This is a genomic window from Caproicibacterium sp. BJN0003 (assembly GCF_026314295.1).
In the GTDB taxonomy this organism is placed as follows: domain Bacteria; phylum Bacillota; class Clostridia; order Oscillospirales; family Acutalibacteraceae; genus Caproicibacterium.
In genome coordinates, this window is record NZ_CP111108.1 from 1,806,597 (window position 1) to 1,829,599 (window position 23,003).

Sequence of the window (23,003 nt, forward strand, 5' to 3'; positions counted from 1 at the left end):
GAGGTCCTTTTAAGCAGCTTTGCTTATATTTTCTGTAAGCTTTGCCAAAAGCTCATAGGTTCTACAAAAAGTAGCACATGCATCTGCAGGAACCATAAAACTTCCAGTTATGGATTTCAGTTCATCTAACAGCTTAGCCATTTCTTCACTGCTTTTACCGGATTTTGCGCCTTTAAGAATGTCTGAATAAATTTCTCCCACTCTGGAAAGTTCCGGATGGTTTCCGCCGTGAACGCGCTGTACGACTGGTAAGATCTTGTTTAATTCCTTTACATCGCTGCTATTTACAATTTCCTGATATGTCATGTTAACTCTCTCTTCTCTTTTATTCTTATGAAAGTTTCAATACTTCATAGCCGATACTTCTGACAACCTCGGCGAGCTTTTCAGGTTCCGTTGTCTGTTCATCGTACTGCACCTTGGCTTTACTGGAGTTGAACAAGATGGACACGGAATCCACTCCCGGAGCATTCTTCAGTACGGTCTCGATTTTCTGTGCACACATAGGACAGACCAGTTCGCCCAACTGCATGGTACATTTTTTCATATTAACTTCGCTCCTTTTTCATTGATATCATGATTTTAACATGGGTTGCTTATCAAATACTTGATGCAGATCAACTTTTTACAATCTATAATTTAAACTGCGCTTTTTCCATGGACTCATAACCCTTCATGATTTCTTTGTTCTATGAAGAAGCCGCATAGCATTCAGGATGACCACCAGGATACTTGCTTCATGTATGAACATGCCGCTTGCCATGCGGATATATCCGGCAAAAAGTCCCGCTAAAAGCAACAGCACCGTACTGACGGCAATCACGATATTCTGTTGCAGGACACTGACTGTTCTTTTTGCCAGCTTTATCGCCACCGGGATGCTCTCAAGGTTGGAGCGCATCAGAACCACATCCGAGGTTTCCACAGCCACATCTGTTCCGCCTCCCATGGCAATTCCTGTGTCTGCTGCAGCAAGTGCCGGGCTGTCATTAACGCCATCCCCTACGAATGCAACGATTCTGCCTTCTCTTTGCATCTTCTGTATTACGGAAAGCTTGTTCTCCGGCAGAAGTTCTGCCTGCACTTCATCTATTCCAATCTCTGCTGCAACTGCTTCTGCTGTCTTACGATTATCTCCCGTGAGCATCACTGTCTTTTTGATGCCCAGACGCTTTAGATTTGCAATCGTTTCTGCTGCGCCATCCTTAATCTTGTCAGAAATAGCAAACAATAATAAAATCTTTTCATTCTCAGAAATCAGAACTGTGGATGCGCCATTCCTTTGTGCCTCTTGTAAATCTCGCTGCTGTTCCTTTGTCAGGGTGATTCCCTGTTCCGTCATCATCCGTTTGCTGCCTGCTATTACGACATTTCCATCTATGTCAGCACGAACTCCAAATCCTTTCAATGTCTCACTGGCAACCGCTTTTTCCACTGTAACATCCCGCTTCTTTACATAATTCACAATTGCCTTTGCCAGCGGATGATCGCTTGTACTTTCTAAGGCTGCCGCCAACTTCATAGCACCTGGAATATCTTCTGTGTAGCTGTAAACATTTGTCACATCAGGATGACCTGTAGTAAGTGTTCCTGTCTTATCAAACAGGAAGGTATCCACCTTGGCGAAGGTTGTCACGCTGTCACCGCCTTTTAACAACACACTGTCTTTCGCACCGCAGCCGATACCAGCCACGTTGGCTACCGGTGCCCCAATGACCAGGGCTCCCGGACATGCAAGGACAAGAACGGTGATCGCCGTATCCAGGTTACGGGTAATGAGCAGAACAAGTGCTGCAATTACAACGACTGCGGGTGTATACCATTTGGCAAACCTGTCAATAAATCGTTCCACCGGAGATTTCGCATCCTGTGCCTCCTCCACCAGTGCAATAATCTTGGAAAAGGTGGTATCCTCTCCCACACGGGTTGCACGCATCTGTAAGATTCCACTGTCAAGGATGGTTCCGGCATAGACCTGATCTCCAACCACCTTATGAATTGGAACGGATTCGCCGTTGATGCTTGCCTCATTCAGATACCCTTCTCCGAATTCGATGATACCATCAACGGCTACCTTTCCACCAGTCTTGACCAGCAGCAGGGTATCCTCTTTCACCTCATCTGCATCAATCTCCTCTGGTTCAGCTGTCTGGCTCTCTAATCTCCATGCAGTGGCGGGTACCATCTCTGTAAGCATCCGGATGGCACTGCGGGTCTTCTGCAACGTACGCTGTTCCAGGTATGTTCCGAATTGGAAAAGAAATGTCACGATAGCTGCTTCGCTGTACTCTCCGATAAACAGTGCGCCAAATACTGCAATGCTCACTAAAACTTCAATGCCAATGGCTTTCATCCTCAGTCCTGTGATTGCCCGGAAGAAGATTGGCAATCCTGCTAGCACTGTGGCAACGAGATAACAAATGATTGTGGCTGTTCTCATATTTGTCACTCGTTCTGCCAGATACCCTAAGACTGTCAGTATGCCTGCTGCAAATGTAAAAGGTGTCGTATACTTTTTAAGGAATTGATTCAGTTTTCGATTCCATTTACTCATGTGTATCTACCTCCTAACTGTCTGAATCGTAGCAGATCCTGTCAGGGAAGTAATTGACGTGTGTCAAAAATCTAATGACACGCTAAAATATTGATTAAATCAGAGAAAAAGTTTTTAATTGTATACTGTTACGCATTTAATTTGATGCAGGAAGCCCACGCATAATCCATTTATAACTTTCTATCTCTTGGGAAAGTCCCAACATCGCAGCTTTTACAGAATATTGTTGTGAAAGCGTATTATATCTAATTTTAGCGTAATCCATGGTGGAGAGAATTCCTGCTTCATGTTTTTTCAAAGCCTGTTCTTGACTAAATTCCGCGGTTGCTAGTTTTTGCTGTTTAGCAGTCAGTACAACCTTTTTTTCTTGTATGGTTTTATACTGCTTATCCAGCGATGAGCCTATGTTCTGTAACTCAAGTTCCATGTCATCATTGAGAGCATTTTTTTATCTTTTTCTTTATATGTCTCGTCACTTAGAACTGCGCGCTGCTTGCGTTTAATTTTTATATTATAGCTTGCATCCTGTGCTGCAGTGAGATCACTGTCCAGATCAATTTTATTTGTATAATCGGTGTCCGGATTTGGAACATTTCCAAATACAATCGTATCGTTATAAGAATGTCCAAGTAAAATATTCATTTCAGTGTCGATAGCTTTCGACTGATTTTGTAGATTGGTTATGCTGCAATCCAAAGTGTTTAAGGCATCTTGGGCTTGCGCGACATCAAGGCTGGTACCCTGCTTCAGGTTGTATTTCGTTTGGGCAGTCGAAAGAGTGTTTTCTAGCAGTGCGCGGGAATCTGTCAGGTCCTCTATATTGTATTGGAGCTGATAGTGAGTAGAAAACAAACTTTGAGCGGTTCTCACAATCTGATAATTTGCCAAATCAGTTTGTAAATCCGTCAATTCAAAATCATCCTCTGAAGTATCTTCCTGCATATCTAATATTTTAGACAAGGTAGAAAGCGTTACGCTGGTACCCTTTGCAACAGTTTTCAATTCTTCCGAAGCATCCGGATCATTTAGAATTGCTGTAAGACTTTGAGAGGTTTTTGAAACCGTATCCAGAATATTTTCATATTTTTTCTTCAGCTCATTTTTATTATCAAGGCTGTCAAGGCTTAGCATGTTACTGTTTACCTGCAAATTATTTCCCAAAACAGTTTGTTCCACCTTTGAATATTCAATAATACGCCTTTTAAAATTCTTCAAAGCAAGGATCCTTTCCTTACAGACAGCAAAAAAATGTTCAGTCTGATTGAAGAAAGAATTCGCCGCGAGGACGGAATCTTGTATCCGTTGGCAGAAGATTAGCGAGCAGGAAAAAGAGTGAACCCAAAACAAATGCTTTGGACATTTCCGTGGAGAACGCTCCTGCCCAGAACTATAAGGAGACAGCCATTGCCGCAAGAGGGATGAATCCTTTCTCAGCAATGGCTGTCGTTTTGCCAATTCTATTATTCTATTTTGTTTCTATAAAGCTCCATTACAGCGGAGAATTCATTTTCAATAATCAGCCCATGCCCCGGAGCAATTAGCCGGATTGGCAGGTCCGCCAGTTTTAAAACCACTTCTTTTTCTGATTGTGACGCGGACCCGAATACTTTTTCGTAGTAACGCTCTGCCGCTTTTAAAAGCGTGTCTACTGGGTAATCAAGGTCTATCGGAGGTTCCGCCGCCGCATATTGTCCAAACAAATCGTTAGAGAAAAGGATATTGTTCCTGTTCCAGAAAGTTACCATGTTATCATCCCAGTGCAATCCCGGAGTCTCATAAAACGTGAACTTGTATTCCCCATATTCAACAGCATCACCGGTTTTAACCGCATGAAAATTGGCTTTCGGGAGTGCGCTCATAAGACGTTTCTTACAGGCTTCCGTGCACAAGACGGGAACGTCCGGGTATTGCTGCAGCACCATTGGAAGAGCACCGCTGTGGTCTTCTTCGGAATGGTTCAGGATGATGGCATCCAGCGGCTTTTCTCCAATGACAGAAACGATTTCATCCGTTAGCATGGAAGCAGTTCTGTCGGGGAGAGTGTCAATCAAGATGTTTGCTTTCCCAGTGATGAGGTAAGCCAGAAAAGAAAATTCCTTATCCGGCTTTATGATCGTCTTTCCGATAGCATAACATTGTTCGGATAGTTGATATTTCATGGTTCTCCTTCTTTCTAATGGTTTAGCGTAGTCTGAATGCGGTCAGTAATAAAATCAGGGTCAAAGTTCGCGTTGGTGATGGTCACAAAAAGATTTTCCGTAATAAGATGATTAATGTCCGTAGAAATCGTTTTTTTCTCTGTGCGAAGCTGTGTAGTTACTTCGGACAGACCTTTTGTTACATAGATAAGCAGATCCTGCAAATTAGCCGTTTCGGGTGTCTTTCCACAAACACCCGTTTGCGTGCAGCCGGAGCATCCGGCTGTTTCCTGACATTGATAGCAAAACATTTTGTTTCCCATTTCTTGTTCCTCCTGTTCTTCATTCAAAAAATATTTTTTGATTTTATGATACAAATTCATAATCACTCACCTGCCAGTCTTTTTGAGTCTGCAAGAAGCCCCCGAAGGACCTCGCTGTGGGAACGACGTCTTTTAGTGGCTGTACCGATCAGGCATACACAGGAGTAGTTCCCGTAATGCTCCTGAAAGTAACTGATGGCGTTTCGGGCTTCCATAGCAGACCGATACTCTGCAGAATATTGATCCCACTGAATCCAATGATGAAGATAACGGTCTAGAAGCTGCGGTTCCGGCGTGAAAAAGCGGTCGTGGACATAAGCAGCATGACAGATTTTGGGGACAAAGAAAGTTAAATCTTTTTTCTTTGTAAACCCGCAAAGCTGTGAATCGTTTTTCAACCGTACATCCAGCACAAGATCCGCGTGATTTTGCAGAATTTTATCAAAAAATTCGGATGCCGATGTCTGATAAGCACTGATTTCAAATATGCTGCTTATCTCTCTCACCCCCGTTTCTGTTCTCGATTGTACAGGATTTTGGGGTATGATGATGTTGCAAATGCAACATCATCATAATTTTTATTTATATATACTGAGAAAAACCTTTTCTGGGAGAGATACCATGAAATTTGAAACTACTCCAATAAAAGCATATCAAGGAGACGAAAAAATCGCATTTCCCGAAAAACTGGCCTACGGTTGTGGCGGTCTCGCGGACGTTGGTATTGCAGTAGCCATGAGCACATATCTTCTGTTTTACTATACGGATGTCATAAAAGTAAACGCTGCCGCAGTAGGAACAATTTTCCTCGTTTCGCGGCTGCTCAGCGCTTTCACCGATATACTGATCGGTCTTTTGGTGGATGCAGGAAAATCGAAGCAAGGGAAAGCCCGTCCATGGATTCTACGCATGTGCCTGCCATTTGCGGCTTCCGGCGCTCTGCTATTTTCATTGCCAAATCTGCCTGATATCGGAAAATACGTTTATATCTTTATTACCTATACCACATCCAACTTCTTTTTATCTTCGTTGAATATTCCTTACGGGGTTCTGAATTCCCTGATGACACAGAATCCATACGAACGGGCATCGCTGAATATTTTCCGCATGGTAATGTCGCTGATTGGAACACTTGCTGTCAATAATTGCATGCTGCCGCTTATAAAACTTTTGGGCGGCGGCAGGGTCGGCTGGCAACTTGTTTCTGCCCTTTATGGCACACTGTCGGTGCTTTTATATCTTGTTACTTACTGTTTTACAAAAGAACGGGTTGGGCAAGCAATTCCGGTTAAAAAAATCCGAATCCCGGTCCGGGAAGATTTCGGATTTTTAAAACAGAACAAATACTGGTTTATGCTGTTCCTCACAGCGATCGCATCCTACATCTCGGCTCCTGTTTCGGGCGGAATCAAAATTTATTACACGCAATATGTTTTGGGGAACAGCACGCTGATTGGGCTGCTGACAACCGTGAATACCTTGGCTAAGGTTGCGGGCCTTTTCTTACTGTCACCCCTTGTCAAGCAATTCGGAAAACGCAATTCGGTCATTCTGGGACTTAGCATTTCTGCCGCTGGGATTCTAATACAAACGTTAAATCCGCACAGTATCCCTCTGGCGGTGACGGACAACCTGCTGCGAGGAGTGGGGAATGCACCGATTACCGGCGTCTCTATGGCGATGCTTGCCGATACTGCCGAATACGGCTACCTAAAAAGCGGTGTACATAGCGAGGGAATTCTATTCAGCATGACGAGCTTTGGTAAGAAGATCGGCGCTGCGATTGGAAGTTCCGCCCTTCCACTGACGCTTTCTTTATGCGGATACTCAGCACATACTGAATCGCCCTCGGCATCCGCGGTCAATGCAATCCAATGGCTTTCTCTTGCTTTGCCGCTGGTAGTCATTGTATTTCAGATCGCGGTTCTTTCACACTATAAACTGGATCAAGAATATCCAGTGATTCTGGATGATTTAAAAAGGCAGAGGAAAGCGTAAAATGACCATCTGGGAAGCCGTGTTGAATAGCTCACCAGATGGTCGATGCTGATAAACAATTTTAATGCAATTTGTGCATTTAACTCAGTACCTGATTCCCTGCCAATAAACCGGTGAAACGACTTCTGCAATTTCAGGAAGAGAAATGTCATGGAGCGCCCAATTTTTGAATTCTTCAAATCCTGTGCGATCGACAATATAGCCAATGTGCTCCTTGCCGCCTACGGCGTTGGGGTCGATGTAGTGCTCTACATAATCGTATGTATTCAGAATAATTTTTACAATGCTGTCTTCATCCGCCCATTTGATGAAGTCTTCCCCTAGCCGGGGATTTTTCTTTCCTGAGCGGCCTAACAATGTCAGGCGGTAATATTTTTGACTGCTTCGCGTCCAAGCACGAGTTGGGCAGTTGAGCACACATTCTCCGCACCCAATGCACTTTTCCGCATTCCGGTGTGGACGATATTTCTCAACGGTGAGCGCACCAGCCGATTTTTTTTTGCAAAATTTGACGCAGGCACCGCAACTTACACACCGTTCCGGTTCCAGATGCGGTTCGGTCATGCCCATAATTCCAAAATCATGCATCCGAACCTTTGCGCAATCATTTGGGCAACCCGTGAGGGCAATCTTGAAATGCAGATCGTTTGGGTATATTGCCTTTTCAATTTGCTGTGCAAATGCCGTTGTATCATAGCAGGCATAGGGACAAACCCTACTTCCGACGCAGGCGGTGACATTACGGGTTCCGGACGCCGGATATCCTTTTCCCGCTTGTGTCTGGTTGATACCAAGCCCTTCGATCACCGGCTGGAGCATTTCGTTTACTTGCGGCATGTCCTCAAAACGGATGCCAGGCAATTCAAAGCCCTGACGGCTGGTGATATGGACGGTTCCGTTTCCGTAGGTTTCCACAATGGTTTGAATCATGGATAAATATTTCGCATCCATATGCCCGCCGGGCACACGAATTCGTGAAGCCGTTAGTCCGCGTTCCTTGGTAACGCGAAAGGCGTTCTTTTTCAACACTTTCGTATCAATATCCAATCAAAACACATCCCTTCTCAGTCTGCCAGACATTTGCCAGCAGCATAATTGAACACCGGACCGTCAAGGCACACGTAGCTGCTGCCAATTTTACAGTGTCCGCATTTACCGACGCCACAACACATTTTCCGTTCCTGTGAAATCCAGATATTCTTTTCCTTAAAATCTTCTTTTAGCAGACCCTGCACGGCAAACTTCATCATCACCGGCGGACCGACTACCGCCGCGACTGCATCGGGACAGCTTTTCAGCTTCAACTGAGGAATATATTGTGTGACCAGCCCTTCCCGATAGGAATCGTCTCCATGCGCGTCGTCCACGGTCAAAATGACCATTTTGAAGGAAGATTCCATCCAGCCGCTTGACTGCATGCAGGTTGCAACTGCGAAGGAAAACGATACTACCTTTTTCCTCCGGTTCCGCTTCACATATCCGCTCGTCCGTAAAAGACAGAAGTGTCTGAGAGACAGGAAACAGAACTTCTTTGAATGAATAATTTGATTTTTGGTCAAACACAATATCCCTGGCTTTTTTAATAACCCCGTACCGAATACAATCCACGTCAGAAAAAGTATTGCCACCGGTGATTCGGATTGGCCCATAAATCTTATATTCTTTTCCTAAGCATTCCAAGATAGCATTCAGGCCATTCTCGTTGAGATAAAAGCCCATCTATTTTTCCTCCTTAATAAAGCACTTGTCCGCAATCTTTTTAATATCTCAACTTTTTATTATAATGTTCAGTTTCCACAATGACGTTGCAATCGCAACATACAGAAGTGAATTTCAAATTTATAATGAATATTACTTCCTTCGACTGCTATAGGGGGCAATCAAATGTATAAAGAAGAAAATCCTCAAATTGCGAAAGGGCAATTGATAGGAGCTCTAATTGGACTTGCACGCGCAACAGATGGAAACGTAAACAGACCAACGGAAGAAACAGATAGGGCTTTTCTCAAAGGAATGCAGATGTGCTTCCCACATTGGGAGGAATCCTGTCAGCAGATTCACGATCAAATTGAGGTGATTCATGAAGAAAAGTGGAAACTGGTGCCCCGGTGTCTGGAATGTGCCTCGCCTTGCGGACGTAATAATGATTGTGATATTGCAGGGTTAAATGGAATGAAAAATGCGCAATTGAGATACGTGCTTCTCTCAGGTTTGCTTTTTATGGCTTCTTCGTCAATTTCTGATGTAAAGCTCTTGAAGGATCACAAAATAATGGGATTTTTTTATAGGGCTTTTTTCTTCATCGGTTACGATTGTGATGAAAAAGACCTAATCTTGTTTATTAATGAGCTTGGAGAATGGCAATACAAACTCTCTTTCCAGATGGACTCTGACGAATGATTTGCAAAAAAAATGGTTCCCGGCAATAGCGGGAACCATTTTAAAGAAAGATTCTATTATGTTAGCCTTTCCATGGAAAATGTATTTTTATCGTAATCCAGCAACCCGTCAGTTTTCATTCGGGATAGTTCCCTAGTTAAGGCGCTGCGGTCTACACATAAATAATCAGCCAGCTCAATACGTCCCAACGGCGACTCGAATTTATCACTTTGGTTTATCTGTACCTGCTGAGAAAGCCATGTTAGAACACGTTCCCGTATGGACTTTTTAGACAGAATATCCATCTTTTCCATCAGCTTCACGTTTTTTCGTGCGATTAAAGTCACCATATTTTCAATAAGCTTATGATGATAAACGCAGGATTTATTGCATGAACAAAGTACGCGATGGAATGACAGACATAGTATTTTGCAATCAGTTGCCGCCTGAAAGGATACGGCGCTGCTACTGTAATCTCCGCATACGAAACTTTCTCCAAAGATTTCCCCAGATGTCATGGTGGCAAAAATTGTCTTTTCACCCCATATATCTTCTTTGACCATATGAACGGTTCCCTCAATCACCACACCGATTTGTTTGAGTTCCGAACCTTCTATAAAAATAAACTCTGATTTTTGGAAACTTCTGGTTACTGCTCCCAGACAATTTAACATGGCGGTCAGCTCGGTTTCCTGAATATTTTCGAACAAGCGCGAGCCTTTAATTTTTATAATTTCGTTTGGCATACACTCTCACCCCATTTACGATCATAGCATACACAAAGTCATGTTGCAATCGCAACGTAAGGAGTATACTATGTTAAAATATCCAAGGATTATTTTGAAACTGATTCTTATGCACAGGCGACAGGAAATCAACCATCCATTTCGCTTTTACATAGCTTCTTAATCTTTGTTTTAGTCAATAAATCCCAGAAAATTTTTGTTTTTAATATTATCTTCCCTTGTGAGATATAAATCAGTATCATCATAGGGTTCGTTATCTTCTGGCACATTGTAGACATCTACAAACGGAACATCTTCAGGTCTGCGAACGGGAATTTCGGTCTTTCCCGACACATCCTCCCAATTACACTCAATAACATACATATTGATAGCCTTGATACCTTTAGGATTTTTACATCCGCTACGGTGTGTCTTTTTAAATAGAGCCTGAAGTGCAGTTTTACAGTATTCAGGTTCCTTATCCAATTCTATCATGTGAATTTTTCCAAAAGCCATAACAGACCGAAAATCATGGACATGTCCTTTATAAGGATGATCAGGATAATTTCTCCATGCTGCAAATGACAAACAGACATTTGGATTATTTTTAATCAATTTTAACTTATAACCTTCTTTACCTGTATGAACAAAAATCAAAAGCTTATCTTTTGTAACACCATATCCGTAATTCATGGGAACAACGTAAGCGTTATTTTTGTCCATGAACCCAACATGAACAATCTCACATAAATCAAGAATTGCAGTGATAATGTCGTGATCGTAAACATATCTCTCATATCGAACCATAATTTTGCTTCCTTTACACTTATTTTATTTTTGCTTTCCTGAATGTTTTCAAACAAGCATGAATCTTTAATTTTACAATTTCGTTTGGTATATACTCACCCCCATTTATGATCATAGCATATACAAAGTCATGTTGCAATCGCAACGTAAGGAGTATACAATGTCAGGACATCCAAGAATTATTTTGAAACTGATTGATCAAAGAGGCAATCATAAATGCCATCATGGTCATAGTATTGGTGATGAATTTGATTTTGACGCTGATAGAGGGAAACTATGCCCAATGGCCATGCTGTAGTGGTATAGTGAACTTGTAACGCTCCTGCCTAATGGATTACAATATTCATTAGAAAAGGAGTACGCCATGCAAACAATTACTGAGGAAACCAAGAAGAAAGTTGTAAAGCTGCATATTCAGGACGGTCGCACGATTGCCAGCCTTGCTGCCGAATATGGAATCTGTCACGCTACCGTTTCAAACTGGATTCGCGCTTACCGTGAAGAATGCCAAACAAATGATGCCGCAAAGTCTGAGAACGAATTAATGCAGGAAGTTCGGCAACTCCAGCGGAAACTTGCAGAAGCTGAAAAGGAAAACGACTTTCTAAAAAAAGCAGCGGCATTCTTTGCGAAGGAAATTGATTAGTGGCATATCGATTCATCGAGAAGCATCAAAGGCATTTCGGAACTCGTTGGCTGTTAAAACGAATGGGAATATTTCCAAACGCATACTACAATTACTTGAAACAAGCCAAGGCTGCTTACCATGCAAAGAAAAGTGAGATTTGCCGTAAAATTAAGGATATCTATCATGAATTCGGCGGAATCCTTGGCCATAGGAGTATGCGTGTTTTTCTTGCAAGGAATCAGATATTTTTAAGCAAAACTACGGTTCACAAATATATGAACAAAGAGCTTCATCTGCAGTGTGTCTGCCGCCGTAAGCGCCCTGGGTACAAAAAGGGACATACCCACAAAATCTTTCCAAATCTGTTGAACCGAAACTTTGTGGCAGACAAAGCCAATCAAGTCTGGTGCACAGATTTTACATATGTTTTTCTTACGAACGGTTCCATGCGTTACAACTGTACCATCATTGATTTATACGACCGCAGCGTGGTTGCAAGTGAAACCGGCAAATGGATTACGAGCGATTTAGCAATCTTGACTCTCGAAAAAGCCCTTCATTCCCAAAAGAAGAAACCCAAGAATTTGATATTGCATTCCGATCAGGGAAGCCAGTTTACTTCAGCACAATTTATTCTGTATTGTCAGAAAAGCGGCATCACGCAGAGCATGAGCGCCGCGGGGTGCCCTTATGATAATGCTCCGATGGAACGTTATTACAATACTTTTAAGGCAGAATTGATCAATCGTTTCAACTTCCGAACCGATGAAGAATTGGCACATGCTGTTTCAGAGTTTGCTTATGTCTGGTACAATCAGGTTCGTCCACACTCATACAACAATTATCGAACCCCATATGAGGCAAGGTATGGATCAGGTCAATTTAGACAGTTGTGTTACAAAATTGCTTGACCATTACATGCATACTGCATTTCCATACGTAGATATCTTGCGTTATGGTGGGAATGTTCCAAACAGCGAGGACTATGGGAAAATTGCTTTCTGCTGCCCCGATGCAGACGTTATTAATGTGTTTGAGATTGATGTTATCTCAAATTAATTACAAATTCAGTTGAAAACGCATTGATGAACTTGTTAAGCGTTTTGATATACAATTTATTGTCTGCCAACATGTTGTTAGGACCCTTGCCTTCGGGCGAAACCTTTAAATCAACCCACTCCGCAGAAATCGAGAAAGATTAGAAAGCTTGCCATAGCCCTGCGTAAGATTGATATAAAAGGCATCCGTTCTCTATGTCTTAGGCGGCTTCCAGCCGCCAATCTCCTACCGGCTTTAAGCCAGTAGTGGCTCAGATTATAGATATATTCTGATCAGCGGTCAGGATAAGCCTGCATTGTTTATCCTCTCTAACCATGCTGACTATAACTTAAAATAGCGTTCTTTGAAGCTGCGAGTAAGCGCGCTTGGATACATGTCTCGATTTGGAGCCGAATATTCTTGACTGAAACGGAGAGGCATCAACACCGTCAAACGCCACCAGTGCCGCCTTGCTGGTAAAGCGCCGCACGTCGCCGATTTCAGTCATGAGTTTTGGCCTCGTGTTTCTTCTGCACCTTGCATTGACATTACAATATCAGGTTCAGGCAGCAAGGAAGCTAACCGTATCATCTCCGCGCGATAGTATTTAGGGTATCATAGGCAGCGTTTAAACTGTCTGCCGCCAACCGTACAGCGCGACTTTTACGCTGTATGGGGTCAAACTCATGGTAGTTATCACTAATTGTTGATAATAGTGGTTATCCCGCAAATATAGTTATCCCGAAAGTGGCTGAAAAGCGCACACCAGTGAGCATTTTCGGACAAATCTTTCGGGATAACTTTTTTCCATATATCGTCTTCATCGGAGGGAAAACCTACTAAAGCAGATATGACCTTTCGGGATAATAATATCCTGTACAGAATTGCCGGGTACAATTGAAGGTGGCAGGTTTACATACCTGACTACTTTTTAAGGGGAAACGGCATGAAACATAATACAATGTATGTGGATGAAATGATTCCGCAAGTACTTGACATCCTTGAGACATACGGTTATTCCAAACGAACCTTATGGATGAATATGTACGGCGAATTTTCCCGCATCAAATCATTTTACCAGAGGCAAGGAACTCTTGTATATGACCCGGAAATTACTGAGGCGTGTGTAAGAGAAGCTACTGAACAGTATCGCGAGGGGAGGATTCAACGGAGCTTTTACAATACCGTTCGAAAAGCAGCGTCCAGACTTAACGAGTACTACCACACCGGAACCTTGGAGTGGTCATGTAACAAGCGCAATACGAAATATACGCTGTGCGATGAATTCAACAGGCTGCTGGATGCGTTTTTGCATTCACGTGATTTTCACAAGAATACCAAATGGGACTTCGCGTGGGCTGTCCGCAGATATTTGTATTTCTTTGAACAAATGGGATTTCGTCGGATGGCAGATGTGACGATGAAGCATGTCCGCCAATTCATCGTTGCGGCAGCACCGGAGATGACTGACGGCAGCCTGCATAATTTGCTCTGCTATATCCGTCAATTTCACATTTTCCTTCAGGAAAACGGCGAAGCTGCGCCTGACTGTATAGAGCTTCTGTCGTACCCGATTCCACGTAAAGCTCGCATCAAAGGATATATTACCGATGACGAGCTTGTGCGGATTATGGCGCAAATCAATACAAAAACGGCTATGGGAAAGCGTGACGCTGCCATCATAAGTCTGGGTGCGACTACAGGGCTGCGAGCCGTGGATATCGTTCATTTGAGGCTTGGGGATATTGACTGGCGAAAGGGCGAGGTTCGGATTTCTCAAAGTAAAACAAGCGAATCGCTATCTCTGCCGCTTGTTCATGAAACCGGTGAACTCATAAAGGATTACATCTTAAATGCCCGTCCTGCTTCTGCATACGGAGAGATATTCCTACGCGCAAGAGCGCCGATTTGCCCGTTGGCAGACGGCGTTCCCGTTGGGGACATGTTTGACCAATACGTGAAAAAAGCCGGGATAGAGCGCAAGCCGTATGACGGCAAAACCTTTCATGGTTTGCGGCGGCATCTGGCTAAAAATCTGATTGTCTCCGGTGTCCCGGTAACGACGATTGCTCAGATTCTTGGGCATCAAAGCATGGAATCCGTAAAACAATACCTGTCGTTGGACGGCCAGAATCTAAAGGAGTGCGCGCTCGATTTCAGCGCCATCCCCTTGGCTCGCGAGGGGGTGGTCATGTGAGCAATACTTTTTCTGGTTGCTTTGCCGACAGGCTTGAGGATATGCTTAAGTTCAAAACGGCTCTTGGATATTCACGCAATACATATTTGGGACAGGCTATGAGCTTTGACAAATATTGCTCGCAGCATTTCCCATCCGAAACTATTCTTACAAAGGACTTGGCAATGCAATGGGTAAACGCCCGCGATGCCTCCGGCTTCCACGGGAGAGCCTGTTTCATACGCGGTTTTGCCGAATACCTTACCTCCATCGGAGAAGAAGCATATGTGCTTCCAAACAAATATGCCGGAGGAAAAGCATCGTTTTTGCCATACATATTTACAGACAAGGAGCTTGCCGAAGTATTCCATGAAATTGACTGTACGAAAACCCGGGACTCGTTCCAGTCGTATCTTCTGTCCGTGATCTTTCGCTTAATCTATACTTGCGGACTGCGCCCCAATGAAGGACGCGAACTGCGCAGAAGCTCCATCAATCTGCAAACCGGAGAGATACTGATTACGGAAACGAAGAAAAACAAAGACCGCATCGTGGTCATGTCCGACGATATGCGTCGGTTGGCAACCGACTATGCGAAACTCCGGAACGCCGCGTTTCCAGACAGCGAATATTTTTTCCCGAGCAAAACCGGACGACCGTATTCTGCGTCATGGCTTCAAGGCAAATTCAAAGATTTTTTTGCTGCCGCTAATAACGACGTTGACCCGGATACGCTGCCGCCCGTGAGAGTTTATGATCTTCGTCATCGTTTTGCTTCCGCCGCGCTGCACCGCTGGCTGGATGAGGGTAAGGATCTCTACTCTCGTCTACCGTATCTCCGTACCTATATGGGACACAAGGAGCTCGCCGCCACAGCCTACTATATTCATCTGTTGCCTGAAAACCTTGTAAAATCCGCAGGAATTGACTGGGATGCACTGGGCAGGATGATACCGGAGGTGGAATTGTGGGACGAGTAAAGGATGAAACGCTGTTCAGGCTGGTGCATGATTATCTGAAAATGTATCTTCCCCAACAGAGACGCGCCAGTCCCCACACGATAAAGGCGTACAGAACAGCGATGGAACAGCTTTTCGATTATATTACAAAGAAAAACGGTATCCCGATAGCGTCGCTTACATTTGAAATGCTGGATGCCGAAGCGGTGTCTTCGTTCCTTGATTGGCTGACAGCAGAAAAGAAATGCTGTGCCAATACAAGAAACCATAGATTGGCATGTATCCGAGCCTTCTTTGCCTATGCTTCTGCCTGTGCGCCGGAGAATGTCACTTATTCGGCGGCGCTCACAAAGATTCCAATTCAAAAGCAGGACAAGTATGCGGGCGTGGACTATATGGATGAGGCTGCGGTTGAGGCTTTGCTGAAACAGCCGGACACACAAACACGAAAGGGCCTTCGAGACCAGTTCTTTATGATCTTAATGTACGATACTGCCGCCAGAATTCAGGAGATGCTTGATCTGCGCATCTGCGATATCCGCCCCGGCGCTACTCCCACGGCGACATTGCTCGGTAAGGGTTCCAAGGTTCGCACTGTGCCTTTGATGCCGGAAACTATGCAGCATTTTAATAATTATATATCTGTATTTCACCCGGGAGAAAGTATCTATTCTCAAGAAACGCTTTTCTTTGTGGAACGCAGAGGGCAAAGGCTGCCGATGTCCGACGATACGGTCAGGTACTTTCTCAAGCAATACGCTGTAGAAGCAAAAAGCGCCTGTCCATCCATACCGGATAATGTCCATCCGCATTTGTTCAGGCACAGCAGGGCAATGCATTTATACCGGCGCGGAATGGATTTGACGCTTATCTCCCAGTGGCTTGGCCACGCCCATCTTGAGACCTCTTTGATTTACGCGCACGCCGATACGGAACAGAAACGACAGGCGATTGAAAAATCCATGGGAGGAAAGGTTACCGGCGGCATTGAAGTCCCAAAGTACATCGTAGATGACGAGACGCTCCTGAAGCGCCTTTACGGTCTGCGTTGAAAAAAGTTATCCCGCAATTTTGCAAGCATCTTTCCAAACGGACAGGCAGAAAACGCAGTCTAATGGAAAAAAGTTATCCCGAAAGATTTGTCCGAAAATGCTCACTGGTGTGCGCTTTTCAGCCACTTTCGGGATAACTATATTTACGGGATAACTGGTTTTGTTCCGAATCTATTTCTTTAATAGCTGGCAGTTTAATAAAAGCGCCCATCTGAATGATTTAAATCTTTCAAATGGGCGCTTATTTATGGTTATTCTACTGTGATAACAGAGACGGGACAGTTATCTCGCGCTTCTGCTGCTGAGTCTTCCGAAGATTCAGGAACAGGGTCCGCGCAAACCTCCGCATGCCCGTCATCAGCCATCCGAAATACCTCCGGACAGGTGGATGCACATAGCCCGCAGGAAATGCAGTTTTCTCTGTCAATTATCGCTTTCATATACTGATATTCCTTTCTGAATCAGGCATTCATGAACAGTTTGATGTCATCATCAACTGTTCCGACACCCGCGATACCGAATTTTTCAACCAATACCTTAGCCACATTGGGAGACAGAAAGCCCGGCAGCGTGGGGCCGAGGTGGATGTTCTTCACGCCCAAGTACAGCAAAGCCAAGAGAACGATGACGGCCTTCTGTTCGTACCAGGCGATATTGAAAGCAATCGGCAGCTTGTTAATATCGTCGAGTCCAAACACCTCTTTGAGTTTCAGGGCGATGACCGCCAGAGAATAGGAGTCGTTGCACTGTCCGGCGTCCAGAACTCTCGGAATACCGCCGATATCGCCCAGCTTCAGTTTATTATAGCGATACTTCGCACAGCCCGCCGTAAGAATTACCGTGTCCTTCGGGAGCTTCTCCGCAAACTCGGTGTAGTATTCCCTGGACTTCATACGTCCGTCACAGCCGGCCATAACAAAGAACTTTTTGATCGCACCGGATTTGACGGCGTCGACGATCTTGTCTGCCAGAGCCATCACCTGATTATGGGCAAAGCCGCCGACAATGCTGCCAGTCTCAATCTCATCGGGCGCGGGAAGAGTCTTGGCAAGCGCGATGATCTCGGAAAAGTCCTTTTTGCCGTTCTCATCGGCTTCAATATGCTTGCAGCCGGGATAGCCGGTGGAACCCGTGGTAAAGATTCTGCCCCGGACCTCCTCACTTCTTGGCGGGACGATGCAGTTGGTAGTAAAGAGGATGGGGCCATGGAAGGAGACAAATTCCTCAAGCTGCTTCCACCATGCATTGCCGTAGTTTCCGGCAAAGTTGTCGTATTTTTTGAAAGCCGGGTAATAATGGGCAGGCAGCATCTCGCTGTGGGTATACACATCCACGCCAGTACCTTTGGTTTGCTCCAGAAGCTGCTCCAGATCGGTCAGGTCGTGACCGGAAATCAGGATCGCAGGATTTTTTCTGACGCCGATATTGACTTCGGTGATTTCAGGATTGCCGAACCGTGACGTGTTGGCCTCGTCCAGTAGCGCCATAACTTTGACACCGTATTCGCCGGTTTTCAGCGTCAGCGCGACAAGATCGTCGGCGGAGAGGGAGTCGTCCAGTGTTGCCGCCAGTGCCTCATAGATGAAGGCGTTGATGGTCAAATCTTCTTTTCCGATGTTTTTCGCGTGCTCGGCGTAAGCAGCCATACCCTTAAGGCCGTATGTGATCATCTCGCGGAGAGAACGCACGTCCTCGTTTTCGGTTGACAGCACGCCGACGGTAGCGGCCTTTTCCAGCATGGACGCTCTGGAACTTACCGTAAACGTGGCCGCATCGTGTAAACCCGCAGAAGCAACGGAATTTCTGAGCTTGTCTCTTACGGCAATCATTTTCATGATCTGTTTTTCAATCGAGCCGTCGTCGAAATTCGCGTTGGTGATGGTCATGAACAGGCTGCTGAGAACTTCATAATTTGTCTCGCCGAGGGTTTTGACGTCCAGCTTTCCTTTGACTACAATTTCTGAAATGCCCTTGAGCGTGTAAATCAGAAGATCCTGAAGCTTTGCCACTTCTTCGGTTTTTCCGCAGACGCCGCGCACCGCGCAGCCCTTTCCTCCGGCAGTTTCCTGACACTGATAACAAAACATACTCATTTTTGCTTCCTCCTTTAAAATTCAGTCTTCAACAGGTTCAAATTCATCTTTACCGACAAAACAAATGGGGCACTGCCAATCATCGGGTAAATCTTCAAATGCCGTACCGGGCGCGATGCCGCTGTCGGGATCACCAAGCGCGGGATCATAGATATACCCGCAGGGAATACACCTGTACTTTTTCATCCGGATTCCTCCTTCGCTTTCTCAGCTTTTCGGAGCAGGCGCCTTTACGACAATCAGCTCCAGCGTTTCGTCATGCACATTTCTGACATTCATTTTGGTTTGAAACGGAATTTTCAGCAGCGTTCCGGCCTCGTACTCATGGATTTCCTGATCATCAAGGCCGATGGAAAGCTGTCCTCGAATGACGGTCATATACACGTTTGAATTGGATAAGTGTTCCGGCAGCCCCTCGCCCTTGTTGAACACCATGTGGAGGTAATGCAGGTTTTCGTCAAATAAGATTTTTTCTATCGCTTTTTCATTGGTTCTGGACAGCTTATACTCTTTTTCTACCATAATAATAGACTCCTGTCAATCAAGAATTTTCCCGTCGGTTGAAATCGTGACAACCTGCCAGGGAATCATTTTTCCGCTGTTTTGAAGCGCCCTTTTTACCGCGTTTTCGATCCCTCCGCAGCAGGGAACTTCCATTCTCACCACCGTGACGCTTTTGATGCTGTTGTTCTTTATAATCTCGGTCAGCTTTTCGCTGTAATCCCCTTCGTCAAGCTTGGGGCAGCCAATCAGAGTCACTTTGTTCCGGATAAATCTGTTGTGAAAATCGCCGTAAGCATAGGCCGTACAGTCGGCGGCAATGAGGAGATTGGCGTCCGCAAAATACGGAGCATTGACCGGTGCAAGTTTGATTTGGACGGGCCACTGTGACAACTGGCTTTTGTTTTCGCTGATATTGGAATGGACGGCCTCACACTTATTTTCCCGATGGATGGATTTAGATTGTGTGCCAGGGCATCCGCAGGCCAACGTTTCTGCTTGCTGGCTCAGCTTGCTTTTCTTCACGGCGGCTTCATCGTATTCTTTCGCTTCGCGTTCTTCGAAACTGATAGCTGCTGTCGGGCAGGCCGGCAGGCAGTCGCCGAGGCCGTCGCAGTAATCGTCGCGGAGAAGCTTGGCCTTTCCGTTTATCATTCCGATTGCCCCTTCGTGACAGGCTTTTGCGCACAGTCCGCAGCCGTTGCATTTCTCTTCATCAATTCTGATAATTTTTCGAATCATGTTCCGTCCCCCACTTTCAAGTTGTTGTTGACTTTATGGTTTGAGTTTACTATTCTTAAATCAATAAGTCTGTTGGAATTCCAACGAAAGAGGATTTTATGAGAAATTATTTGGATGTATTGAAAACAGTACAATTATTCAGAGGCATTGAAGAGGCAGATTTGCAGCCGCTTTTGTTGTGCCTGGCCGCGAAATCGGTTCGTTTTGAAAAAGGGCAAACCGTATTTTCCAGCGGCGAAAGCATCGAAAAATTCGGCATTGTTCTATCGGGACAGGTTCAGGTCGTTCAGGATGACTATTACGGAAACAGAAGCATCCTCGGAAAAATTGACATTGGAAATCTGTTCGGGGAATCCTTTGCCTGCGCGGAAATAAAAATGCTTCCGGTCAGAGTAATCACAACGACCGAAAGCGAACTGCTATTTATCGACTGTCACAGGCTTGCCGTTCCATGCGCCAGGGCGTGTGCTTTTCACGGCAAGCTCATTCAGAATATGCTAAGCATTATAGCCATGAAAAATATAGCGCTGACGCAGAAAATTGAATTTATGTCAAAGCGTACCACTCGCGAAAAGCTCCTTGCCTATCTCTCGGCCGAAGCGAAGAAAGCAGAAAACACCCGTTTCAGTATTCCTTTTAACCGGCAGGAACTCGCGGACTACCTTTCCGTCGAGCGCAGCGCCATGTCAGCCGAGCTTTCAAAGCTCAGGGACGACGGCGTTCTAAGGTTTCACAAAAATCAGTTCGAGCTGTTACAAACGACCGGTGCAGTCGTCAGTCTCAATGATACCTCTGACCTTAATGATAAAATGAACTGTATTTTTCTTCGCAATGAATGAACATGATTATGGTACTGTTTGTTTCAAGATAATAATATTTTCAGGAGTCTATATGCAGTTTGTTCAGCAAATCAACATCCATGATTGTAATCTGTTTTGGATCATAGGTGATAAGGCCATCTTTTCTCATCTTATTCAGCTCTCTTGATAAAGAAGGCCTTTGAACCCCTATTTTTTCAGCCAGTTCTTTTTTGGTCATATTCAATTTAATTGTTGCGGATTTTTGAGTGTGGTATTCGTGAAGCAAAAACTCAATGATGCACTGTCTGATAGTTTTCAGTGACAAAGTCTTGATTTTTCCCATTAAAATCAATGTTTTGTCTGATGCAGACTGGAGAAAGCCATTTATAAACTTCATGTTTTCTTGGCACAGCTTTATAATTAATTCCTTCTTGATCTGGAGAATTTCCGTATCACACTTTGCTGTGATCGTCATGGGATAAAAATTTCTATGTGAAAAAAGAAGATTTTCTCCCATAGCCTCGCCAGCCGAAAAATTGCAAATCGTGAGCAGATCCCCATTCGAATCAATTTTTTGTATTAAGACAGTCCCGCTCAAAATGATGTCGAGGTTCTCACATTTTTCATTCTGAAGATGTACTATGGAATCTTTGAAGTAAGTGCTGATACGGTAAAGATTATTTTGAAACAATTTATCCAGTTCATTAGTCGAGAAGCACTTAAATAGATTTACCGTTTCAAGAAAAGAAATAAAATTATCCAAAATATCGCGCCTTTCTTCGAAGGAGTAACCATGGTTACTCCTTTCACTTTTGTTTTTGATTATAATACAAAAGTATCAAAGAAGAAAGGGGCCTTAAATGTCTTGGATAAAAAATATGAGGATCAGATTCTGAAATCGATAGATGCCGTGCGCGAAAAAGCACCAGATATCCCGCTGGATTATTTTTTCGATATCTGGAAGGGATTCTGGTTTGGGGAACAAAAGACAGAAATGCCGTCCATAGCGGTATTGGGGACCGGTATTCCCGAATTATATATCCGGGCTGCCGGTGCGAAACCGCTATTTTTGCTGGGAGGCAATTACTTTACGGATCAATACGCAGAACAGGTGTTTCCGCAGATTTCGGACCCTGTGCTCAAATCCGCAAGCAGCATTCTCTTTTCCGGACAGCTCTCCTGCATGAGGGATATCATCGGGATGGTTGTGTCGGTGAGCAACGCAGATACGCGTAAAGTTGTGTCTTATTTAAAAGGCCTGGGGCATCCGGTAATCGTGATGGAGGAGGAGCCGTTTCTGGATTCAAAAGCCACATCACGGTTTCGGTCGTCACAGATGGATTTAGTTATGGAGCTGCAAAAGCTCACACACCGACCGATTACCGCCAAGAGCATCCGAACTGCCGCGAAGCAAATCACCAGCGCACATGATGCCATCCGGCGCCTTAAGACTATGGATATTCCGCAAATCGCAAAGGATTTTATCAAGCAGACCTATTATCTTGCTCCTGACATTCAGGAATGGACCGACCGCGTGAATGGATTCGCCGAGGAAAACCTGAAGCCGATGCCCGAAAACCGGTCCCATCTGCTGCTGATCGGGTCACCGATCTTTTTCCCGAATGTCAAAATCCCGACTGTATTACATAATGTCGGCATCCAAGATTATGAGAATCACTGCGGAGTCCCTGATCCGGAGGATTACACAGAGCTTATGGAGCATGATCCTTTCTCGCTGAATTCCATGTTCAGGGATCTGAATGAAATTCATTACAGATCGGCACAAAACGATATTGCTCGCGCACTGTGTTCTGATACTTCTTTTCTGCAAAACGCCAGCGGTGTCATATACCATCTGCTCAAGGGACAACTCATGTATGCTTATGAAGCGAATCGGATTGAAAAGGCCGCCATCAGGGCGGGGATTCCGTTCGTCTGCATTGAAACAGATTATACGAATGCCGATACCGAGCAGATCAGAATCCGCCTGGAAGCATTTTCAGAACTGCTGACGCAGACCGGAAAACTGCCTGCGGCAGTATAAAAATAAATATTTATCAGCTTAAAACTCAAAGCGATTAAGGAGGAACT

Annotated in this window: 24 protein-coding genes and 4 pseudogenes; 9 read left to right on the plus strand and 19 right to left on the minus strand. The window is 44.6% G+C overall.

Going from position 1 to position 23,003, the window contains the following annotated elements:
* Positions 1 to 9: 9 nt before the first annotated feature.
* The 8 genes and pseudogenes from OP489_RS08945 to OP489_RS08980 all read right to left on the minus strand — a co-directional run bounded on the left by OP489_RS08945 (position 10) and on the right by OP489_RS08980 (position 5,521).
* Positions 10 to 306, minus strand: a complete 297-nt coding sequence (locus tag OP489_RS08945; RefSeq protein WP_195464747.1) for a hypothetical protein — start codon at positions 304 to 306, stop codon at positions 10 to 12.
* Positions 307 to 331: 25 nt separating this feature from the next.
* Positions 332 to 547 (minus strand): heavy-metal-associated domain-containing protein, encoded by a 216-nt coding sequence (locus OP489_RS08950; RefSeq protein ID WP_195464749.1) that lies wholly within the window; start codon positions 545 to 547, stop codon positions 332 to 334.
* Positions 548 to 673: 126 nt separating this feature from the next.
* Positions 674 to 2,554, minus strand: coding sequence for a heavy metal translocating P-type ATPase (locus OP489_RS08955; RefSeq protein WP_266161640.1), 1,881 nt, complete (start codon positions 2,552 to 2,554; stop codon positions 674 to 676).
* Positions 2,555 to 2,690: 136 nt separating this feature from the next.
* Entirely contained in the window at positions 2,691 to 2,981 is a 291-nt protein-coding gene (locus OP489_RS08960) for a hypothetical protein (protein WP_266161641.1), read from the minus strand.
* On the minus strand, positions 2,957 to 3,715 hold the full coding sequence (locus tag OP489_RS08965; RefSeq protein WP_266161642.1) for a hypothetical protein: 759 nt from the start codon (positions 3,713 to 3,715) through the stop codon (positions 2,957 to 2,959). The genes OP489_RS08960 and OP489_RS08965 overlap by 25 nt, the downstream gene beginning before the upstream one ends.
* 299 nt (positions 3,716 to 4,014) lie before the next feature.
* Positions 4,015 to 4,713 (minus strand): FprA family A-type flavoprotein, encoded by a 699-nt coding sequence (locus OP489_RS08970; RefSeq protein ID WP_195464773.1) that lies wholly within the window; start codon positions 4,711 to 4,713, stop codon positions 4,015 to 4,017.
* Between the two features lie 23 nt (positions 4,714 to 4,736).
* Positions 4,737 to 5,015 (minus strand): annotated as a pseudogene (locus tag OP489_RS08975) (hydroxylamine reductase); the annotation flags it as partial.
* Between the two features lie 62 nt (positions 5,016 to 5,077).
* Positions 5,078 to 5,521, minus strand: a complete 444-nt coding sequence (locus tag OP489_RS08980; protein WP_266161644.1) for a DUF488 family protein — start codon at positions 5,519 to 5,521, stop codon at positions 5,078 to 5,080.
* 115 nt (positions 5,522 to 5,636) lie between these two features.
* Between OP489_RS08980 and OP489_RS08985 the strand changes: the two genes are divergently transcribed.
* Positions 5,637 to 7,013: an MFS transporter gene (locus OP489_RS08985; RefSeq protein ID WP_266161646.1), complete on the plus strand. Its 1,377-nt coding sequence runs from the start codon at positions 5,637 to 5,639 to the stop codon at positions 7,011 to 7,013.
* Positions 7,014 to 7,097: 84 nt separating this feature from the next.
* On the opposite strand, the gene asrC is transcribed toward OP489_RS08985, so the two are convergent.
* Together asrC and OP489_RS08995 are read right to left on the minus strand one after the other, a co-directional pair.
* On the minus strand, positions 7,098 to 8,060 hold the full coding sequence (asrC, locus tag OP489_RS08990) for a sulfite reductase subunit C (protein WP_266161648.1): 963 nt from the start codon (positions 8,058 to 8,060) through the stop codon (positions 7,098 to 7,100).
* 17 nt (positions 8,061 to 8,077) lie between these two features.
* Positions 8,078 to 8,392, minus strand: a pseudogene (locus OP489_RS08995) (anaerobic sulfite reductase subunit AsrB); the annotation flags it as partial.
* Positions 8,393 to 8,897: 505 nt separating this feature from the next.
* Here OP489_RS08995 and OP489_RS09000 point away from each other — a divergent pair.
* Entirely contained in the window at positions 8,898 to 9,413 is a 516-nt protein-coding gene (locus tag OP489_RS09000; protein WP_266161649.1) for a hypothetical protein, read from the plus strand.
* Between the two features lie 56 nt (positions 9,414 to 9,469).
* Here the strand turns inward: OP489_RS09000 and OP489_RS09005 are convergent, their stop codons facing one another.
* Together OP489_RS09005 and OP489_RS09010 are read right to left on the minus strand one after the other, a co-directional pair.
* On the minus strand, positions 9,470 to 10,138 hold the full coding sequence (locus tag OP489_RS09005) for a Crp/Fnr family transcriptional regulator (protein ID WP_195464790.1): 669 nt from the start codon (positions 10,136 to 10,138) through the stop codon (positions 9,470 to 9,472).
* A 171-nt stretch (positions 10,139 to 10,309) separates the two neighbouring features.
* On the minus strand, positions 10,310 to 10,924 hold the full coding sequence (locus tag OP489_RS09010; protein WP_266161651.1) for a pyridoxamine 5'-phosphate oxidase family protein: 615 nt from the start codon (positions 10,922 to 10,924) through the stop codon (positions 10,310 to 10,312).
* A gap of 364 nt (positions 10,925 to 11,288) precedes the next feature.
* Here OP489_RS09010 and OP489_RS09020 point away from each other — a divergent pair.
* Together OP489_RS09020 and OP489_RS09025 are read left to right on the plus strand one after the other, a co-directional pair.
* Positions 11,289 to 12,463, plus strand: a pseudogene (locus OP489_RS09020) (IS3 family transposase).
* Positions 12,420 to 12,611, plus strand: coding sequence for a TIGR04076 family protein (locus OP489_RS09025; RefSeq protein WP_323135405.1), 192 nt, complete (start codon positions 12,420 to 12,422; stop codon positions 12,609 to 12,611). The pseudogene OP489_RS09020 and the gene OP489_RS09025 overlap by 44 nt, the downstream one beginning before the upstream one ends.
* Positions 12,612 to 12,939: 328 nt before the next feature.
* On the opposite strand, the pseudogene OP489_RS09030 reads toward OP489_RS09025, so the two are convergent.
* Positions 12,940 to 13,101, minus strand: a pseudogene (locus OP489_RS09030) (transposase); the annotation flags it as partial.
* 798 nt (positions 13,102 to 13,899) lie between these two features.
* Between OP489_RS09030 and OP489_RS09035 the strand changes: the two are divergent.
* From OP489_RS09035 to OP489_RS09045, 3 genes are read left to right on the plus strand one after another with little or no spacing between them, the layout of a single operon-like run.
* Complete coding sequence (locus OP489_RS09035) at positions 13,900 to 14,787, plus strand: tyrosine-type recombinase/integrase (protein ID WP_266161652.1); 888 nt, start codon at positions 13,900 to 13,902, stop codon at positions 14,785 to 14,787.
* The gene (locus OP489_RS09040; RefSeq protein ID WP_266161653.1) at positions 14,784 to 15,746 is read left to right on the plus strand and encodes a tyrosine-type recombinase/integrase; all 963 of its coding nucleotides are present in this window, start codon (positions 14,784 to 14,786) and stop codon (positions 15,744 to 15,746) included. The genes OP489_RS09035 and OP489_RS09040 overlap by 4 nt, the downstream gene beginning before the upstream one ends.
* Positions 15,734 to 16,777 carry a tyrosine-type recombinase/integrase gene (locus tag OP489_RS09045; protein WP_266161654.1) on the plus strand — a complete coding sequence of 348 codons (1,044 nt, stop codon included), beginning with the start codon at positions 15,734 to 15,736 and terminating at the stop codon, positions 16,775 to 16,777. The genes OP489_RS09040 and OP489_RS09045 overlap by 13 nt, the downstream gene beginning before the upstream one ends.
* A 251-nt stretch (positions 16,778 to 17,028) precedes the next feature.
* Here the strand turns inward: OP489_RS09045 and OP489_RS09050 are convergent, their stop codons facing one another.
* The 5 genes from OP489_RS09050 to OP489_RS09070 are packed head-to-tail and all read right to left on the minus strand — an operon-like array spanning position 17,029 to position 20,112.
* On the minus strand, positions 17,029 to 17,217 hold the full coding sequence (locus tag OP489_RS09050) for a ferredoxin (RefSeq protein WP_266161655.1): 189 nt from the start codon (positions 17,215 to 17,217) through the stop codon (positions 17,029 to 17,031).
* A gap of 21 nt (positions 17,218 to 17,238) precedes the next feature.
* Positions 17,239 to 18,870 carry a hydroxylamine reductase gene (gene hcp / locus OP489_RS09055; protein WP_266161656.1) on the minus strand — a complete coding sequence of 544 codons (1,632 nt, stop codon included), beginning with the start codon at positions 18,868 to 18,870 and terminating at the stop codon, positions 17,239 to 17,241.
* A gap of 21 nt (positions 18,871 to 18,891) precedes the next feature.
* A complete protein-coding gene (rd, locus tag OP489_RS09060) occupies positions 18,892 to 19,056 on the minus strand; it encodes a rubredoxin (protein ID WP_180340664.1) in 165 nt (54 codons plus the stop codon).
* A 21-nt stretch (positions 19,057 to 19,077) separates the two neighbouring features.
* On the minus strand, positions 19,078 to 19,392 hold the full coding sequence (locus OP489_RS09065) for a cupin domain-containing protein (RefSeq protein WP_266161659.1): 315 nt from the start codon (positions 19,390 to 19,392) through the stop codon (positions 19,078 to 19,080).
* 15 nt (positions 19,393 to 19,407) lie between these two features.
* Complete coding sequence (locus OP489_RS09070) at positions 19,408 to 20,112, minus strand: 4Fe-4S binding protein (RefSeq protein WP_266161660.1); 705 nt, start codon at positions 20,110 to 20,112, stop codon at positions 19,408 to 19,410.
* 98 nt (positions 20,113 to 20,210) lie between these two features.
* Between OP489_RS09070 and OP489_RS09075 the strand changes: the two genes are divergently transcribed.
* Entirely contained in the window at positions 20,211 to 20,951 is a 741-nt protein-coding gene (locus OP489_RS09075; RefSeq protein WP_266161662.1) for a Crp/Fnr family transcriptional regulator, read from the plus strand.
* A 40-nt stretch (positions 20,952 to 20,991) separates the two neighbouring features.
* Here the strand turns inward: OP489_RS09075 and OP489_RS09080 are convergent, their stop codons facing one another.
* A complete protein-coding gene (locus tag OP489_RS09080; protein WP_266161663.1) occupies positions 20,992 to 21,675 on the minus strand; it encodes a Crp/Fnr family transcriptional regulator in 684 nt (227 codons plus the stop codon).
* A 102-nt stretch (positions 21,676 to 21,777) separates the two neighbouring features.
* Between OP489_RS09080 and OP489_RS09085 the strand changes: the two genes are divergently transcribed.
* Positions 21,778 to 22,956 carry a 2-hydroxyacyl-CoA dehydratase family protein gene (locus tag OP489_RS09085; protein WP_266161664.1) on the plus strand — a complete coding sequence of 393 codons (1,179 nt, stop codon included), beginning with the start codon at positions 21,778 to 21,780 and terminating at the stop codon, positions 22,954 to 22,956.
* The last annotated feature ends 47 nt before the right edge of the window (positions 22,957 to 23,003 follow it).

Coding starts and splice junctions, on each gene's coding strand:
- OP489_RS08945 (WP_195464747.1), bottom strand. CDS start 306: ATGACATATCAGGAAATTGTAAATAGCAGCGATGTAAAGGAATTAAAC.
- OP489_RS08950 (WP_195464749.1), bottom strand. CDS start 547: ATGAAAAAATGTACCATGCAGTTGGGCGAACTGGTCTGTCCTATGTGT.
- OP489_RS08955 (WP_266161640.1), bottom strand. CDS start 2,554: ATGAGTAAATGGAATCGAAAACTGAATCAATTCCTTAAAAAGTATACG.
- OP489_RS08960 (WP_266161641.1), bottom strand. CDS start 2,981: ATGGAACTTGAGTTACAGAACATAGGCTCATCGCTGGATAAGCAGTAT.
- OP489_RS08970 (WP_195464773.1), bottom strand. CDS start 4,713: ATGAAATATCAACTATCCGAACAATGTTATGCTATCGGAAAGACGATC.
- OP489_RS08985 (WP_266161646.1), top strand. CDS start 5,637: ATGAAATTTGAAACTACTCCAATAAAAGCATATCAAGGAGACGAAAAA.
- OP489_RS09000 (WP_266161649.1), top strand. CDS start 8,898: ATGTATAAAGAAGAAAATCCTCAAATTGCGAAAGGGCAATTGATAGGA.
- OP489_RS09005 (WP_195464790.1), bottom strand. CDS start 10,138: ATGCCAAACGAAATTATAAAAATTAAAGGCTCGCGCTTGTTCGAAAAT.
- OP489_RS09010 (WP_266161651.1), bottom strand. CDS start 10,924: ATGGTTCGATATGAGAGATATGTTTACGATCACGACATTATCACTGCA.
- OP489_RS09025 (WP_323135405.1), top strand. CDS start 12,420: ATGGATCAGGTCAATTTAGACAGTTGTGTTACAAAATTGCTTGACCAT.
- OP489_RS09050 (WP_266161655.1), bottom strand. CDS start 17,217: ATGAAAGCGATAATTGACAGAGAAAACTGCATTTCCTGCGGGCTATGT.
- hcp (WP_266161656.1), bottom strand. CDS start 18,870: ATGAGTATGTTTTGTTATCAGTGTCAGGAAACTGCCGGAGGAAAGGGC.
- rd (WP_180340664.1), bottom strand. CDS start 19,056: ATGAAAAAGTACAGGTGTATTCCCTGCGGGTATATCTATGATCCCGCG.
- OP489_RS09065 (WP_266161659.1), bottom strand. CDS start 19,392: ATGGTAGAAAAAGAGTATAAGCTGTCCAGAACCAATGAAAAAGCGATA.
- OP489_RS09070 (WP_266161660.1), bottom strand. CDS start 20,112: ATGATTCGAAAAATTATCAGAATTGATGAAGAGAAATGCAACGGCTGC.
- OP489_RS09075 (WP_266161662.1), top strand. CDS start 20,211: ATGAGAAATTATTTGGATGTATTGAAAACAGTACAATTATTCAGAGGC.